Annotated in this window: 19 protein-coding genes; 10 read left to right on the forward strand and 9 right to left on the reverse strand. The window is 41.3% G+C overall.

The window, feature by feature from the left end; translation table 11 throughout:
• Positions 1-30 precede the first annotated feature (30 nt).
• The gene (locus tag DFR59_RS17885; protein WP_114747037.1) at positions 31-924 is read left to right on the forward strand and encodes a LysR family transcriptional regulator; all 894 of its coding nucleotides are present in this window, start codon (positions 31-33) and stop codon (positions 922-924) included.
• Positions 925-1136: 212 nt separating this feature from the next.
• On the opposite strand, the gene DFR59_RS17890 is transcribed toward DFR59_RS17885, so the two are convergent.
• On the reverse strand, positions 1137-1325 hold the full coding sequence (locus DFR59_RS17890; RefSeq protein WP_114747038.1) for a hypothetical protein: 189 nt from the start codon (positions 1323-1325) through the stop codon (positions 1137-1139).
• A 154-nt stretch (positions 1326-1479) separates the two neighbouring features.
• On the opposite strand from DFR59_RS17890, the gene DFR59_RS17895 reads away from it, so the two are divergent.
• The 4 genes from DFR59_RS17895 to DFR59_RS17910 all read left to right on the forward strand — a co-directional run bounded on the left by DFR59_RS17895 (position 1480) and on the right by DFR59_RS17910 (position 4477).
• Positions 1480-1986, forward strand: coding sequence for an SRPBCC domain-containing protein (locus DFR59_RS17895; protein ID WP_114747039.1), 507 nt, complete (start codon positions 1480-1482; stop codon positions 1984-1986).
• A 592-nt stretch (positions 1987-2578) separates the two neighbouring features.
• Positions 2579-3103, forward strand: coding sequence for an aminoglycoside phosphotransferase/kinase family protein (locus DFR59_RS20440; RefSeq protein WP_245948526.1), 525 nt, complete (start codon positions 2579-2581; stop codon positions 3101-3103).
• On the forward strand, positions 3016-3651 hold the full coding sequence (locus DFR59_RS20445) for a phosphotransferase (protein WP_245948527.1): 636 nt from the start codon (positions 3016-3018) through the stop codon (positions 3649-3651). The genes DFR59_RS20440 and DFR59_RS20445 overlap by 88 nt, the downstream gene beginning before the upstream one ends.
• A 76-nt stretch (positions 3652-3727) precedes the next feature.
• Positions 3728-4477: a class I SAM-dependent methyltransferase gene (locus tag DFR59_RS17910; RefSeq protein WP_114747041.1), complete on the forward strand. Its 750-nt coding sequence runs from the start codon at positions 3728-3730 to the stop codon at positions 4475-4477.
• 139 nt (positions 4478-4616) lie between these two features.
• Here the strand turns inward: DFR59_RS17910 and DFR59_RS17915 are convergent, their stop codons facing one another.
• From DFR59_RS17915 to DFR59_RS17925, 3 genes are read right to left on the reverse strand one after another with little or no spacing between them, the layout of a single operon-like run.
• Positions 4617-6476, reverse strand: a complete 1860-nt coding sequence (locus tag DFR59_RS17915) for an ABC transporter ATP-binding protein (RefSeq protein WP_114747042.1) — start codon at positions 6474-6476, stop codon at positions 4617-4619.
• The gene (locus DFR59_RS17920) at positions 6473-8197 is read right to left on the reverse strand and encodes an ABC transporter ATP-binding protein (protein WP_114747043.1); all 1725 of its coding nucleotides are present in this window, start codon (positions 8195-8197) and stop codon (positions 6473-6475) included. The genes DFR59_RS17915 and DFR59_RS17920 overlap by 4 nt, the downstream gene beginning before the upstream one ends.
• Positions 8190-8675, reverse strand: a complete 486-nt coding sequence (locus DFR59_RS17925; RefSeq protein WP_114747044.1) for a MarR family winged helix-turn-helix transcriptional regulator — start codon at positions 8673-8675, stop codon at positions 8190-8192. The genes DFR59_RS17920 and DFR59_RS17925 overlap by 8 nt, the downstream gene beginning before the upstream one ends.
• Before the next feature lie 297 nt (positions 8676-8972).
• Here DFR59_RS17925 and DFR59_RS17930 point away from each other — a divergent pair, with 297 nt between their 5' ends.
• The 4 genes from DFR59_RS17930 to DFR59_RS17945 all read left to right on the forward strand — a co-directional run bounded on the left by DFR59_RS17930 (position 8973) and on the right by DFR59_RS17945 (position 11397).
• Complete coding sequence (locus DFR59_RS17930) at positions 8973-9653, forward strand: response regulator transcription factor (protein WP_114747045.1); 681 nt, start codon at positions 8973-8975, stop codon at positions 9651-9653.
• Positions 9650-10720: a sensor histidine kinase gene (locus tag DFR59_RS17935; protein ID WP_114747046.1), complete on the forward strand. Its 1071-nt coding sequence runs from the start codon at positions 9650-9652 to the stop codon at positions 10718-10720. The genes DFR59_RS17930 and DFR59_RS17935 overlap by 4 nt, the downstream gene beginning before the upstream one ends.
• Before the next feature lie 98 nt (positions 10721-10818).
• Positions 10819-11085, forward strand: a complete 267-nt coding sequence (locus DFR59_RS17940; RefSeq protein WP_114747047.1) for a hypothetical protein — start codon at positions 10819-10821, stop codon at positions 11083-11085.
• 21 nt (positions 11086-11106) lie between these two features.
• Positions 11107-11397, forward strand: a complete 291-nt coding sequence (locus DFR59_RS17945; protein ID WP_114747048.1) for a hypothetical protein — start codon at positions 11107-11109, stop codon at positions 11395-11397.
• Between the two features lie 84 nt (positions 11398-11481).
• On the opposite strand, the gene DFR59_RS17950 is transcribed toward DFR59_RS17945, so the two are convergent.
• Genes DFR59_RS17950 through DFR59_RS17960 form a run of 3 tightly spaced genes read right to left on the reverse strand, consistent with a single transcriptional unit; the run spans position 11482 to position 13106 of the window.
• Positions 11482-11700, reverse strand: coding sequence for a hypothetical protein (locus DFR59_RS17950; protein ID WP_114747049.1), 219 nt, complete (start codon positions 11698-11700; stop codon positions 11482-11484).
• 28 nt (positions 11701-11728) lie between these two features.
• Positions 11729-12742, reverse strand: coding sequence for a DUF2268 domain-containing putative Zn-dependent protease (locus tag DFR59_RS17955; protein WP_114747050.1), 1014 nt, complete (start codon positions 12740-12742; stop codon positions 11729-11731).
• A complete protein-coding gene (locus DFR59_RS17960) occupies positions 12735-13106 on the reverse strand; it encodes a hypothetical protein (RefSeq protein WP_114747051.1) in 372 nt (123 codons plus the stop codon). The genes DFR59_RS17955 and DFR59_RS17960 overlap by 8 nt, the downstream gene beginning before the upstream one ends.
• 184 nt (positions 13107-13290) lie before the next feature.
• Here DFR59_RS17960 and DFR59_RS17965 point away from each other — a divergent pair, with 184 nt between their 5' ends.
• On the forward strand, positions 13291-13830 hold the full coding sequence (locus DFR59_RS17965; protein WP_114747052.1) for a GNAT family N-acetyltransferase: 540 nt from the start codon (positions 13291-13293) through the stop codon (positions 13828-13830).
• A gap of 71 nt (positions 13831-13901) precedes the next feature.
• On the opposite strand, the gene DFR59_RS17970 is transcribed toward DFR59_RS17965, so the two are convergent.
• Both DFR59_RS17970 and DFR59_RS17975 read right to left on the reverse strand, forming a co-directional pair.
• Positions 13902-15146 (reverse strand): DUF4153 domain-containing protein, encoded by a 1245-nt coding sequence (locus tag DFR59_RS17970; protein ID WP_114747053.1) that lies wholly within the window; start codon positions 15144-15146, stop codon positions 13902-13904.
• A gap of 155 nt (positions 15147-15301) precedes the next feature.
• Positions 15302-15739, reverse strand: a complete 438-nt coding sequence (locus DFR59_RS17975) for a VOC family protein (protein WP_114747054.1) — start codon at positions 15737-15739, stop codon at positions 15302-15304.
• Between the last annotated feature and the right edge of the window lie 164 nt (positions 15740-15903).

The following is a 15903-nucleotide window of genomic DNA, read 5'->3' on the forward strand; positions in this document are numbered from 1 at the left end:
ATTTTTTATGGATGATAAGGAGATATCAAATTGGACATTAATCAATTAAAGGCATTCGAACACGTAGTTAGATTGGGGAGTTTTAGTAAAGCAGCAAGATACCTAAACCTATCTCAACCTACAGTTAGTATTAGAATACAAGGGCTGGAAAAGGAGGTTGGCGGCGGTCTATTTTACCGCGTAGGAAAAAGAGTAGAACTTACTGATATTGGGAAGGGCTTCTTGCCATATGCAAGACAAGCTATGGAGATTTTAGCAAAAGGTGTTGAAAGAGCGCAGCTTATGCAAGAGGGAAAAGTAGGTCATATTTCAATTGGAACTATCCCCTCTTTTACTTCTGGAATCTTTAGTTCAGTAGTTGCTTACCTCTATAAAAATTACCCTGATATAAAACTAGAAATACATACTGGTCATAATCAGCAAATCATTGAAATGCTTTATGATGGTTTTATTAAAATAGGATTCATGACAAAGCCTTATTTTAATACGGATATTAAGAATATTCATACATTCAAGGAGTCACTTGTATTAGTTGCTCATCATTCACATCCTATTACATCGTCAAATAATAGAAACCTTAGTTTTTCTGATGTCCTAAAAGGGAGCAAACCCTATATAATTGTGGATTGGAGTGAGGAAAGCAAACATTGGCAAAAATCCATGCTTAACCCTAAAATTGATTATTTAGAATTACCTCCTACCACAGCATTGGACTTAGTTCTTTCTAATAATGGAGTAGCACTTTTAACAGAATCAATGGTTACTGAGCTGTTAGAAGAAAAAAAATTAGTCAAACTGCAACCAACTGATATTCCGACTTTATATCGTGAAATTGCCCTGGTGAGCTTAGAAACAGAGCTTAACTTATCTTCAACAGCAATGAGGTTTATTAATGCTTTTAGGAACAATAAAATAAGCAAGTAAATTTATTGGAGTACAGAGGAATCCATAGCTGTTAAAGAAACGTAAAAACTCTGGGACGGTTCCGACGTTTCATTCTTCATTTCTCATAGAAACACGAGGACCGCCCCATGTTTCCCGAATTCGGGAGCCGTTTCATAGGAAATACGTGTTCAAAATGCAATTTCTACTGTTTATCACCAAAAAAAAAGACAGTTTATGAAGTTTTTACTTCCTTACTGTCTGCTTAATCTCTCTATTTCAGATTCAACTATTTTCTCTGTATAAGCACCTAAACTTTCAATCAAGTTTTGATGTAACTTTTGTTGCCCTGCTTCTAACCTTGCTTGGCCCGTTTTTAGTTCCCCGATTTCTGTCTTTATACCTTTCAGCTCACTTAAAATCTGTTTCAATATATCCTCCATAAACCCACCTCCGCTCATAATACTAAATTAATTATATCATCTATATACTATGAAAATAATGTATAACACGGGGACAGTTCCGGCGTTTCATTCTTCATTTCTAATAGAAACGCGAGAACCGCACCGTGTTTCTTCAAAAACAAGGAGGATTTTTATGGATAACAATCTGAATCATTCATTCGAATTTACGCGAGTATTCGATGCCCCTCGCGAACTTGTTTTCAAAGCATGGACAGAGACTATACATTTCTCGAAATGGTGGGGGCCAAAAGAGTTCACCCTCAAAGTCGTTATAATGAATGCTCGATCAGGTGGCAGGTTTTTAGGTTTTCTGACGTCTACTGACGGAAATCGAGTTATGTGGAGAAAATTTACATACCAAGAGGTTATCGAACCGGAAAAAGTGTCTTTTATCCAATCTTTTTCCGATGAACAAGGCAATACGGTCGAAGCGCCTTTTAGTGGGAGCTGGCCACTTGAAATTATGAATGTCATCACGCTTGAAGAAGACGAAGGCAAAACTGTTTTAAAACTGAAAGGCTTTCCTGTGGACGCTTCCGCTGAGGAACAAGAATCATACAACAGTATGGCTCCAATGCTTCAAAAAGATCTTGAAGGTACTTTCGATAAAATCGCAGACTATCTTGTCTCCCTGAAATAGAAGGCAATATAAAACGCTCAAGTTTTTTGAGCGTTTTTGTTCCGATTAGCTTGAAATATGTCGAAAACAAATTTTTTGAAAAAGTTACGATAATGTCAATTATTACTTTTGCTTTCCAAGTGTTTTTTAACATCAATAATTGCTTTAATGATCGTTCCTATCAAAATTACGTATAAAGCAGTGGTTAATATGCTATAAAAAATTCCTGGTTCTTCGGGAAATGCAAAATACACTGCAAGACTTCCTATTATTAGTATAAGAATTAAGTAACAAAGCTTTGTGACTGGGTGTAATGCACTCATGAACATAGATATCCACCTTTCTTTAGTCTTTTAGACATTGGCCCCCTGTATTACAGGAGGGAGTATTATAAAAGTATTACCCCTTGCTATTTTAACATTTTTTTCCACAAGAAGTATGATTTCTGTTGGAAATAGTGCTAATGCCGCAGAATAGAGTATTCTCGAAACAGATAACTCCCTGTGTATCCCACTTGCAGCAGAGTTCATTAAAATAACAATTTGTCAAAAAAAGGATGAGGCTGAATTATATAGAATACTTTTAATTAGTTAAAAAATTAAGGGGGAGATTCATGATTTATAACGAGTCAGTTAAAATCTGTGAAGCATACTTACTTCCAATAGTATCAGAGTTGTACGGGTTGGAAGGTTATGAAATCACGCCGGTTAATGCACATATGGGAGGGCGCAATGTTGTTTATACCTGTGAGAAGGAAGGCACCGATGCAAAAATACTCAGAATCTCCTTCTTACATGACAGAAGTCGGGAAGATTTTCAGGGTGAAGTGGAGTATGTAAGGTATTTATTCGAACATGGCGGGAGTGTTTCGGATGTAGTCAACTCTCGGAAGGGGAATTTGCTGGAAGAGATTACCCATAATAATCATACTTTTTTATCTGCATGTTTAAAAAGGCTAAAGGAAAAAGGCTTGTTGAAAATAATTATAGATATCGGGAAGGAATTCCAATTTCCGAATACTATTATAATTGCGGTAAAGTCTTGGGGAAAATGCACCAATTATCAAAAGGGTACTCTCCTGTTCATAGTCGGTATAGTTTTTTTGATAAATACACTCCTGAATATATCGAAAAATTAATACCCGGTTCATTGCCACTCCTGAAGGAGAAGTTAGTAGACCTCCTTAAAACCTTAAAAGAATTGGACAAGAGTAGCGATTCTTTCGGTATGGTTCATTTTGATTACAACGACGGGAATTATTCAATTGATTTTGATACTGGTCAAATGACCGTATATGATTTTGATAATTCATGTTATTTCTGGTACATGTTTGATCTAGCAGGTCTCTGGACGCAAGGAGTTGGCTGGATACAATTTGAACCAGATGCTGATAAACGGAAAAAGTTCATGGATTATTATTTTGAAACAGTACTTGAGGGATATAGATCCGAAACCGTTCTTGAAGATGCGATGTTGGATCAATTGCCTTTATTTATCCAAGTCACCCTTATGGAAGCTATTGTAGATGCATTTGAGGTGTTACTCAATAATGGTGAAGAACCAGAGGTGGATGAGGAGTTATCGTATCTCATAAAATGCTTAGAGGATGATATTCCGTATAAAGGCTTTTTCCATGATATTTACTCGTGGGAAGCCCCATTTGAGTATGAGAAACGCACTGTTTAGTCTTTTTATGGCAGGTTTTGTTTCTACTAAAATATATAATTAATATCAAAAAAGATTAGAGAATCGGAGACTTACAATGAAAACCGAATTCGATAATAAAACAAAAGAATATGCATTGGGAAGGCCTTCTTATCCAACAGAAGTATTGAAAACACTCAGAAAGCTGGGAATCAATGAACATTCCACAATCGCAGATATTGGAGCAGGGACTGGACTTCTTACAAGTTTGTTAGGCGAATTGGGCTGCAGGGTGCTGGCAATTGAACCTAACGACTTTATGCTACAAGAGGGTATAAAATATTGCTGGAATAAGGAAAATATCCAATTCATTAATGCCCCTGCTGAAGAAACGACATTGGAAGATAATAGTGTTGATATCATTACGATTGCACAAGCGTTTCATTGGTTTGATAAGGCATTATGCAACAAGGAATTTCAACGAATTTTAAAAGAAGATGGATTTGTCATGATTTTATTTAATGAAATGCAGCAAGATAGTCCATTAGAGAAAGAGTACACGAGTGTTCTTTATAAATATAAAGTAAAAACAAATGCCGCAATTTCCAACTTTGATCCAGACAAAGAAAAACTTCATTTTTTTGGACAGGATTATACCAAACTGCATTATGATCATTGGCACACATTAACGGAGGAAGGGTTTGTAGCAGGTGCACTATCGCTATCCTTTACTCCTACAAAATCGGATAGCAGCTATGAAGCATTTATAGCAGAGCTTCATGACCTCTTTTCAAAATATCAACAAAACGAAACTATAACGTTCCATTATAAAACCGAGGTTTGTATTTGTAAGTTTGCACAGGAATAAATCATTTGAATGATAAAAAAACGCTCAAAATTCTGAGCGTTTTTTGCTATTCGAAAGCAAGATGCCGTTTCTGATACTTCCCGCTAAATCAAAAAGGAAGCTGGAGAACCGTCCCTGTGCTTCCCCCGCTTCCCACTTCCTACCCCACAGCCTTCTCGGAAAATTGACTGTTGTACAGGTCGGCATAGAATCCGTCTTGCTCTAGCAGCTCCACGTGCGTTCCCTGTTCGATCACGGTTCCTTGGTCCATGACGAGGATCAGGTCGGCATCCTTGATGGTGGAGAGCCGGTGTGCAATGACAAAACTTGTTCTATCTTCCATCAAGCGATTCATCGCCTTCTGGATAAAGATCTCTGTCCGTGTGTCGACACTTGACGTCGCTTCATCCAAGATCATGATCGGTGGATTGGCAAGGATGGCCCGTGCAATGGTCAATAGCTGCTTCTGCCCTTGTGAGATATTCGAAGCTTCTTCATTCAAGACCGTCTCGTAGCCATCAGGCAGCGTCCGGATAAAATGGTCGGCATGAGCCGTGCGAGCGGCATTTGTAATTTCTTCATCAGTGGCTCCGGTTTTCCCATACGCCAGATTTTCCCGGATTGTTCCATTGAATAACCACGTATCCTGCAAAACCATTCCGAAGTTTTTTCGGAGATCCTCCCTGGACATTTCACGGGTATCAAATCCGTCAATGAGGATTTTTCCACCATTCAATTCATAGAAACGCATCAGCAAATTGATGAGCGTCGTTTTTCCTGCACCGGTCGGACCTACGATGGCAACGGTTTGGCCTGGCTTCACATGGATATTCATATCTTTGATCAGCATATCCTCTCCATAGCCAAAATCCACGTGTTCAAAATTGACGGCACCTTTGGCTCGTGCAACACTTACATCCGTTTTTTCTTCCGTCTCTTCTTCTTCATCAAGCAGTTCAAAAACGCGTTCCGCTGCTGCGACTGTCGATTGGATGATGTTCGCGATATTGGCCGTCTGAGTGATGGGCTGTGTGAACTGGCGTGTATAGGTGATAAAAGCTTGAATATCACCGATGGAAATGGCCCGTTGTGTCACAAGTATTCCTCCGACGACACTAATCAGCACATAGCTGATATTCCCGATGAACATCATCATCGGCATTATGATCCCGGAGATGAATTGTGCTTTGCTTCCTGCTTGATACAGTTTCTCATTGACTGCATCAAACTCAGCTCCGGCTTTTTTCTCATGGCCGAACGCTTTCACGACTTGGTGCCCTGTATACATTTCTTCAATATGTCCATTCAATTGGCCCAGCGTCCGCTGTTGATCGGCAAAGTGTTTTTGCGACCGCTTCAAGATCGGCCGGATCGCAAACATAGACAATGGGAGACTCACGATCGAGATCAGTGTCAAAAGCGGACTGATCGTCAGCATCATGATGATGATCCCGATGATGGTGACAATGGAAGTGATAAATTGGGTCAAGCTTTGCTGCATCGTCGTTCCGATTGTGTCAATATCATTGGACATGCGGCTGAGTGTATCTCCGTGCGAGTGTCCATCAAAGTATTTGAGCGGCAGCTTCTCAAGCTTCTTATTGACATCCTCCCTTAAATCATAGACCGTTCTTTGTGCGACGGTTGACATCAGATATTGCTGTACATACGTAAACAAGCTGCTCAATACATACAGTCCTGCCAGGGTGAGAAGGATCTGTCCAATGCCGGCAAAATCAATTTCGGCACCTGGGACCCCCGTGAATTTCCCGTAGGCTCCCTCGAATAATTTCGTAATGGCCGTCCCCATGATTTTTGGTCCTGCAATCATAAAGACCGTGCTGAGGATGGCTGCGATAAAAACAGCAATCAATCTGTTTCGGCGGGGCTTCAAGTAGCTCAAGAGTCTTTTCAAAGTCCCTTTAAAGTCCTTGGCTTTCTGCCCCATCATCAGCATGCTCCCGCCGCCGGGGCCATGTCCCATCTGCATTCCTTTTTGAGGTCTTTTTTGGCTGCTCATGCGATCTCCTCCTCAGACAGCTGCGATTCAACGATTTCACGATAGACCGAGTTGGTTTCCAGCAGCTCCTTATGCGTTCCGATCCCTGCTACTTCCCCTTTTTCAAGGACAATGATGCGATCGGCATCGATAACGGTGCTGACACGCTGTGCGACAATCAGCACGGTTGCCTCTTTCGTTTCGTTTTTCAACGCAGCGCGCAGCTTCGCATCTGTTTTATAATCCAATGCTGAAAAGCTGTCGTCAAAAATATAAAGGTCTGGCTTGCGGACTAGCGCACGGGCGATTGAAAGACGCTGTTTCTGCCCTCCGGATAAATTGCTTCCTCCCTGCTCTATCTCAGATTCATACCCATCCTTCATGCGGCCGATGAACTCTTCCGCTTGGGCGATTCTTGCTGCATGCTCGATTTCCCACTGTTCGGCATTTTCTTTTCCGAAGCGAATATTTTCCGCAATGGTTCCCGTGAACAGCAACGCTTTCTGCGGCACAAAGCCAATTTTTGAACGAACATCCTCTTGAGATGCTTCGCGGATATCCACCCCATTGACGCGGATGGCGCCGCTTGAAATTTCATAAAAACGGGGAATCAAATTCACAAGGGTCGATTTTCCAGATCCCGTTCCACCAATGACGGCCGTTACTTCGCCTGGTTTTGCCGAAAAACTGATATCCGTCAATGCAGGCTCCTCTGCGCCAGGATAGCTGAATGTGACGTGATCGAACTCGAGGGTGCCCTTTTCTTGATTCGCTTCCTTCGTTCCTTCATCAAAAAAGGAAGGATTCATATCCATTACTTCGTTAATCCGCTTAGCAGAAACGGCAGCGCGCGGAACCATAACAAACATCATCGAAGCCATCACGAGAGCAAACATGATTTGCATCACGTATTGGATATAGGCCATCAGATCCCCAATCTGCATACCGCCGTTATCGATCCGGATCCCACCGAACCAAATGACGGCAACGACTGTCAAATTCATGACAAGCATCATGATCGGCATCATGAAAGCCATGATTTTATTTACTTTTATCGAAACATCCGTTAAATCTTCATTCGCTTTTTGGAGGCGCTTTTTTTCCTCTTCTTCCCGATTGAACGCACGGATGACGCGGACTCCTGTCAAATTTTCACGAAGGACGAGATTCAGCTTATCCAATCGTTTTTGCACCGTTTGAAAAAGTGGGATTCCCTTATAGAGAATCAATAGGATCGATCCGATCAATACAGGCATGGTGACCACAATGACCAGTGAGAGTTTGGCATCCTTCGATACGGCCATGATGATGCCGCCTATCAGCATAATAGGGGCGCTGACCACCATCCGCAGCAACATGATCACTACCTGCTGCACTTGGGTGATATCATTTGTGGTCCTTGTAATCAATGAAGCTGTCCCTACTTCATCAAATTCCTGCAGGGTGAATTTTTCTACGTGATAAAACACGTTGCGGCGGATATCACGGCCGAGTCCCATAGCTGATTTGGAAGAATAGTAGCTGGCAAAGATCGAAGCGACACCGCCCAATCCGGAAACAAGAAGCATCCAGCCGCCAATTTTCCATATGTAAGGCGTATCTCCCTTCACAACACCATTATCAATGATGTCGGACATCAGCGTCGGCAAATAAAGCGTCGCCATGGACTGAATAAAGATAAATAGCAAAACGGCCACGACACTCCATTTATATACGGATAAATTTTTTAATAGTTTAATCATTTATACAATCTCCTTGCTCTGTCGATTGTGATTCCAAGAAATCAATGATCTTCGAGTGGGATTCCAGCAGATTCTCATACTCTTCATCTGAAAACAGCTGAACAGCCGATTCAAATAAGTCATGGACGCTGCCTTCCTGCTGATGAATGGTCTTAAAAAAGTTCTCCCCTTTTTCACTGAGTGACAGCTGGACTTCCCGGCGGTTTTCCTCCAGCTGCTGCCGGTTCAGCCACCCATCCTGCACCAGCCCGTCTATGGCCTGACTGAGGGTGCTCTTCGGAAGGAATGTCTTTTCCCTCAACGTTTTCTGGGGCATGATTTTTAATGGGGCAATGGTCATTAATATCGAATATTGCGGAACGGTGAGGCCATTTTCCACCGCTGTCCTCTGAACGACCCGCATCAAATTTTTCTGAACGCGCCAAAAGGAACGCATCAGCTTGACCGAACGAGTTAAATTCCGATTATCATTCTCCACTGTTTCATCTCCTTCCGATATCGAACGGTTCCAAACCGAACAATTCTAAACTGATCGATTCCAATTTACTCCTTTGACCACTCACAGTCAAGGAAAGTCATTAGACAAAAACTGCGGAAGCACGGGGAAGCACGGGGACGGTTCTCGTGCTTCCTGTTCATAATCCGTTCATATAATTTCGCTATGCTATCCCTATCATGAACGTTCCTCCCTTCTTCTCTGCCCTTTCCAAAATTGGTAAAATGGGAGATAAGTGATGTCGGGAAAAATTTTAATCTATGAAAAAGGAATGATTGAATGGCTACGATATTGATTGTGGATGATGATCCGCATATCCGGGAATTGATCCGGGTCCTGCTGGCTAAGGAAGGCTTGGCGACAGTTGAAGCATCAGACGGAGAATCCGCACTCGAATCCCTTGCTGCGAACCCTATTGATTTGATCATCTTGGATATTATGATGCCGAAGATGGACGGCTGGGCTTTTTGCCAGGAAGTGCGCAGCTATTATTCGGATTCCATTCCGATTCTCATGCTGACGGCTAAAGGCGACGTGACGCAGAAAGTGAAGGGCTTCAACCTCGGCACGGATGATTATATGGTGAAGCCTTTTGCCCCGGCTGAGCTGATTGTCCGGGTTAAAGCTTTGTTAAAGAGATTTCAGATTGCTGCCTCCAATAAAATTGAAATCGGTCCAGTCATCATTGACCGCTCTTCGCATAATGTGTTTGATGGTCTGAAGGACAATTTGCTGCCGCCGAAAGAATTTGATCTACTGTTCAAATTGGCCTCCCATCCTTCCAAGACATTTTCGCGCGAGCAATTGATCGAGGATATTTGGGGCTATGACTATGAGGGAGATGAAAGGACCGTGGATGTGCACATCAAGCGTCTTCGCCAGCGATTTTCCCATGAGGAGTGTCCATTCAAAATCACGACGATCCGCGGGCTCGGCTACCGGCTGGAGGTGAAGGCATGAAATTACCTGAATGGATGAGGCGCATACTTGAAATTGCGAGTGTCCTCTTCCTTTTAATTGCGAATTGGTCCCTATCCTACTGGATCACGTCATGGATTTTCCCTAAATGGGGATTTCACCCGGGCTTTTATTTCCATCAAATCATCAATTCCATCTCGGGATTTTTCTTATTCGGCTGCTGCATGTTCCTGATTTCCCGATTGAAATGGGTGCAAAAACGACAGTATGAACAGATGAGTCCGTTGATCCATGCGATGAAGATGATGGCTGAAGGAAACTTCAACATCGACCTTTCCTATTATCATAAGCACGTCTCCTCCCCCCGCCATCCGTACTTTCATTTGATTCAAAATATCAATGATATGGCAGGAAAACTAGGGGAAATGGAGCAGATGCGGCAGGAATTCATCTCTAATGTTTCGCACGAATTCCAGTCCCCCCTCACCTCCATCTCTGGATTTGCGCATGCCCTCAAGAACGACGCGTTAACGGCAGAAGAACGCCTTCATTATTTGGACATCATCGAAAAAGAAGGCATCCGCCTCTCCAAATTAAGCGACAACCTGTTAAAGCTGACATCCCTTGAAAGCGAGCATCCTCCATTTGAATCCAGCAGCTACCGGTTGGACCATCAGCTTAGAAGGATTGTCCTTTCCTGCGAGCCCCACTGGACGGAGAAAAATTTGAACATGGAGATTTCACTGGATAACCTGTTGATAAATGCCGATGAGGATTTGATGGATCAAGTCTGGATCAATCTCCTCGTCAACAGCATCAAATTCACCCCTGCCGGCGGCACCATTGCCATCGAGGCGCGTGAAGAGAATGAAGATCAACTGGCAGTAAGGATCAATGATACTGGCATCGGTATGGATGAAGACGCCGTCATGCATATGTTCGAACGCTTCTACAAAGCCGATGAATCGAGGACCCGCACGACCGAAGGCAGCGGTCTGGGACTGTCCATCGTGAAAAAAATCATTGATCTGCATCACGGGGAGATCCGGGTGGATAGTGAACTTGGAAAAGGGACGGAGATATTGGTGGTGGTTCCGAAAGGGGAATAACAGGAAACTAAATACAGGAAATAAGCACTCATTATCGAAATAGTAAATAATGTAAGTCTTGTTGGTTTCGGCAAGGGATTAAGGGGGGCTATAAAAAGATGAGTCTGAGGTTTCCGTTATTTTTCTGTTTGATTTTTATATTTGGGGGGCATTCAGGCTTCGATTATTTATTGCATTCATTAGGCTTCTGGAAGTATGTGCTCGAGGTCCTAGCCGTCATGCTAATTGTTTGGCTTTTATACAAAACTAAAATCATCGAAAAGGAAGTACCTTTCTCGGTAGGTATCTTGATTACGATTGCCGGTATTATTGTCGGAATCACTTTTTACAACTATGCCGAAAATTATTATTGGGCACATCAATGAACAATGGAGGTGAAATATAAAATGCTAGAATGGATCGCCCTAGTTGCTGTTCTGCTCTATTTTGTATCGGGTTATTTAATCAAACGTTTGATTAAAAATGAAGGTGCCACTGAAAAAGGTAAATTCATTCTCTACAAATCCCGCTCAGACGCTTTTCCGTTATTCTTGGCAGGCTGGGCCATTATTTATTTAATCAACGAGTTTTTCCACCTAACCTATTCGCAATTTCAAGATGCCATACTTATTGCCGTGTTGAGCGTATACATCATTCAATTTGTTTATTTGCTAAAATATCGAAAGCAGTATCAATAAACTTTGACCAATTAAATTTAATACAGCCTAATGTAAAAAGCTTGGGAATCATCCCAAGCTTTTTGTTTGTTGTTACTCTCTAAATTAAGATTGGTTATTTTCCAACTTTGCTGCTCTAACCCTGAAAATGATGCCACCGATAATAAATAATATGCCTGAGAGTGGAGCTATAAAGATCACTTTGGTCCTGCCTTCTAATAAGAAAATGGTGATATTACTTACGATTAAAAACCCGCCAATAATAAAATATAGTAATGAAATTCTCTTGAGTTCTTTACTGGAATATTTTCTTCTTTTGGACATCTGAAGTTTCCCTCCCTTTCCCCACGTGTTATTGCGGCAATCCACTTCTCTTTAAAATTTCATCTGCGTCCATATAAGTCCATTCGCGTATAGGTAAATCAGGATTCTCCTTTAAAAATTCCCTCATAATCTGATTTCCGATTTTGTAATCAGACCACTGTGGGATTATACGGTTCCCCGCACGCATTTCAGCCAAGTCGTTTGATGTATAGGTGTAGCGTCTGGCGCTTGCCCAGTTCCAAATATTTTGCTCCTCTTCATCGGATAATTCCATTGTCCAAGGGATTTCCATATTGGGAATGACCAGGTTTGCAAAGGAATCAGCCTTACCTTCTACTAAATCATAATCAATTAGGTCCTTTTTTTGATTCTTAATTTTTTCGAAGTATATAGTATGGTGATATTCATGTGCTATCGTGTACGGGACCATTATTTCATCATATTTCTGAGGAGCTATTTGCAGTACAATGAATTGCTCTGGAGTTGAAAAAGCGGCAACTCCTTTCATTTGGCTGATCAAAATGGATTGGTCAGGATTGATTGGAAACAGATAGATCGTTTTCTTGCTGCCGGGTAAGAGCTTAGCAGACTTCTCCAACCCTTCCTTTATTAAACTTGTGATATGTTCATAGTTCTCATCCATTAGCTTGATGGATTCATACAGTCGATCAATATTTATCGGCGCAGCAAAACTATATTTATCTTTCAATGCCAATCCCCTATTCTCGCCAAATCCCTCTTTACGGAAGGGTTCCACCACTGTTGATATGTATAATTCTTTATAATTGGGGTCTTGGCTTTGTTTTACCTTCTTAATGTATTCAAGGATTGGTTCAAAAACGGGCACTATTTTAAACTCTTGTTCTCCCACTTTGAATTGAACGGGAACTGCATTTTGGATCGGCTTCATTTCAGGCTCATTTTTCGGAGTAGCAGTAGTATTCGGTTTTGTTTGTGAAGCTTGTTGAGAAATCTTCTCTTCCGCACAGCCGGACAATAACGATATGAGCAGTACGATTAGAATTACCAAGTATCTATTCATTATCTCGCTCCGTCGTTTCTTTGAAATAAGTGGTAGGAACCATATATCCGCGCAGCGCTATCCAATCTTTATGCCCTTTCACTGAGAAAATCGCTTCGGTCTTATATTCCGTGCGGCCAATCTGTTTGCCAAGAGGATACTCCTCTTTATATATAAAAGGATTTACTGATTTGTATAAATGATCTTTGAACCGAGCGTAATGCACTCGATAGACGTGCCCCCCTGCAAATTCCTCCCCCGCATTATTTTCCACTTGATAGATTGGAAGATTATGCAGACGATGAAAATGGACATAAAGAAAGCCTGCGGCTAAAATCACAAGAAACATACCAGAGATTAGAAGATACTTTACACTTTTTTTCACATTCATCCCCCCATGCCATTAGAAATTATGTATATATACAAATTTTAACAGATTGCAATAAACATTAATATGACGAAATAAGGCTCTTATGGTCTCGGCGCTCCACCTTGTTCTTGCAAAGAAGGAGAACGGCCATTTCTTATTGAAGTAAAGAACCATATTGAATGTAATTGAGGTGCAAAGAATGATCATTAGAACTGTTAAAAAAGAAGAATATCGTTTCATCGAGGACTTTGTGTATGAAGTATTCCTGCATACCAACTTTTCAGATGGCGCCGTTGAAAAATCTCTTGTAAGGGAGATTCGGGAAAAACCATACTACATTCCCCAGTTGGATTTAGTCGCTGAGGAAAATGGGGAAATTGTTGGTCATTTTATGCTGTCCAAGCTTCCGATAAGCAACAAACATGAGGATGAAATCTTGATGCTATCACCTGTCTCGGTAGCCATTCATAAACAGCGGCAGGGTGTTGGTGATTTTATGCTGCGGGAAGGGATTAGGTTGGCTTCAAAAATGGGTTATAAGGGGATAATTGTGGAAGGAGATTACAAGTATTATCCTCGCTTCGGTTTCAAAACCTCTACGGAATTCGGGGTATATCCGTCCGAGAAAAACCTGCCGCCATCCGAGGAGAATTTGATGGCTATGGAGCTGTGTGAAGATGGGTTGAAAGATATCTCGGGAGAAGTGGACTACAGCATTTATCAATCATTGACGCATTGAAAACACGGGGACGGTCCCGGCGCTTCTTTCTAAAAGAAAAAAGGAAGCACGAGAATCGTCCCCGTGCTTCCTTAATTAAAAATTAGAGGAAAAGTAAATGTAACGATTGCTGCCCAGAGTCCATAAATCGGTAAATATTTAGTAACGGCATCTTGGATGGCCGCAAGCCCTGATTTGTTCTGCAGAAAACGGATATAGGTAATCATGATCCAAATCAGATTTGCCCAGATAAGTATGTTTACGCCTAAAACAGAAAGTCTATTAGGAGTAATCCCGTAGGATGAAAGCCTGAACACGATGGCTGACAAAGCCACACTGTCGATGATGAGCGCAAGGACAATCAAGCCAACATTGATATAATCTGAAATGGTCTTTTTCTCGTTTGTGTCGCTTTCGGTAATGGAAAATATGGTGACGGCCAACACACCAAGAAGAATTCCATTGAAAGCCAGCAGGAAATTACGGTCCAGGAATGGATTTTTCCCCACCCATAGAACTGTTGCAAGATACACTACTAATGTGACAAGGACAAGCGGGCTGAAAATTTTCGCAATATATGGGGTGATATTCTTAGCCAATTTAAGATTCATTGATACCAGGTAGGCAGCCACAATAGCGAGAGCGGCAGCACCAAATAAAATAATATTACTGAAGTAGAAATCTTCTATGTTCAGGCCAACAAATCTGAATAACTGCATGGTTAATGCTGCTAATACCATTCCGCTGACTGCCATGCTGGCGTAGAGAATGCCGTATTCCAGATTAAATTTAATAAAGGCTAATCTTCTACTGCCTTTTGAATAGCCGTTTCCTGTAAAGGCAGCCCCCAGCAATACCCATAAGAAAATGGGAAGGTGCAAATAAGCAAGGAACGTACTATCTTTATCATTTAATGGCAGTAAATTTAGATAAACCCCTGAAATGATGAACAAAGCGGCAAGGGAATAAATAATACTTCTTTTCGTCTTATTAGTGTAAATAAAGTAGGCGGCGATAAAAGGCGCTATACCAAAAGCCAGGTTAATCGGGGCAATTGCTTCCTGTTGGACAAAGTGAAAAATGATCCTAGTGCATATCCCGGCTAAAACAGCTAAAAGTCCCATAACTAAGAATCCTTTTTGAAACAAGGAAGGTTTATTTGTATTTGACGTCTCCTTGAAATTCAATCTTTCATACCAGACACTAAGAATCTGTGAATCAGGATTCTGCTCCCATACATGTGAGAATGATTTTTTAAATGCTCTCGGATCTTTTCGATACATGCTCTCCAACTGATGCGGGTCATTCAAATTTTCAAGCAAGGTGTTGCTATCCATCTTCATACCTCCCTAAACATTTTACGCTTTTCTTTGATAAAATCATTTTAAATAAAAATTTATCGTTTTTCAATAAATAATTATTAAAATAAGATATTTTTTTAATTCTAAACAAAAAAAGAAGTGCATCATGCACCTCCTTACCGTTTAACTATCTATCTGATTTTCTCCGCCAACTCTAAAATAATTCCCTCTGGACCACGGACGTAGCACAACTTGTAGCTATCTTCGTATTGCTCGATCTCGCTAAAGATTTCCGTGCCCCTCTTTTTCAATTTAGAAATAATCGCATCAAGATCTTCAACATTAAAGCAAATATGGCGGATCCCCAGTGTATTTGCAAAAGATGGCTGAATACCCTTTTCATCTGGCGGCGCATTAAAATTGACCAGCTCTATCCATGCCTCACCACCTGGCATCCCCAATCCTACACAAGACGTCTTAACTCCATTAAGCCCAACGATTCTGTCCAGCTGTTCTCCATCCAATTCCCATTCCGCTTGCACTTCCAGTCCTAAATCAACAAAAAAGGTTTTAGCCTCGTAAAGATTATGTACATTTATACTTATATGATCTATTCTATTGATTTTCATATCGAATACCTCCTAGAAATCAAATATTCAACAAACTCATTGCTGCTTCCTTCCACAAAAAGAAGCACGAGAAGAACGAAATCGCTCTGCGATGGCTCCTTAAAATCTTAGAACCCTAAAAATCTTTAAAATAAAAAACAAAAAAGTATGCCCTTTTGTGATAT

The sequence above is a fragment of the Falsibacillus pallidus genome (assembly GCF_003350505.1).
Lineage (GTDB): Bacteria > Bacillota > Bacilli > Bacillales > DSM-25281 > Falsibacillus > Falsibacillus pallidus.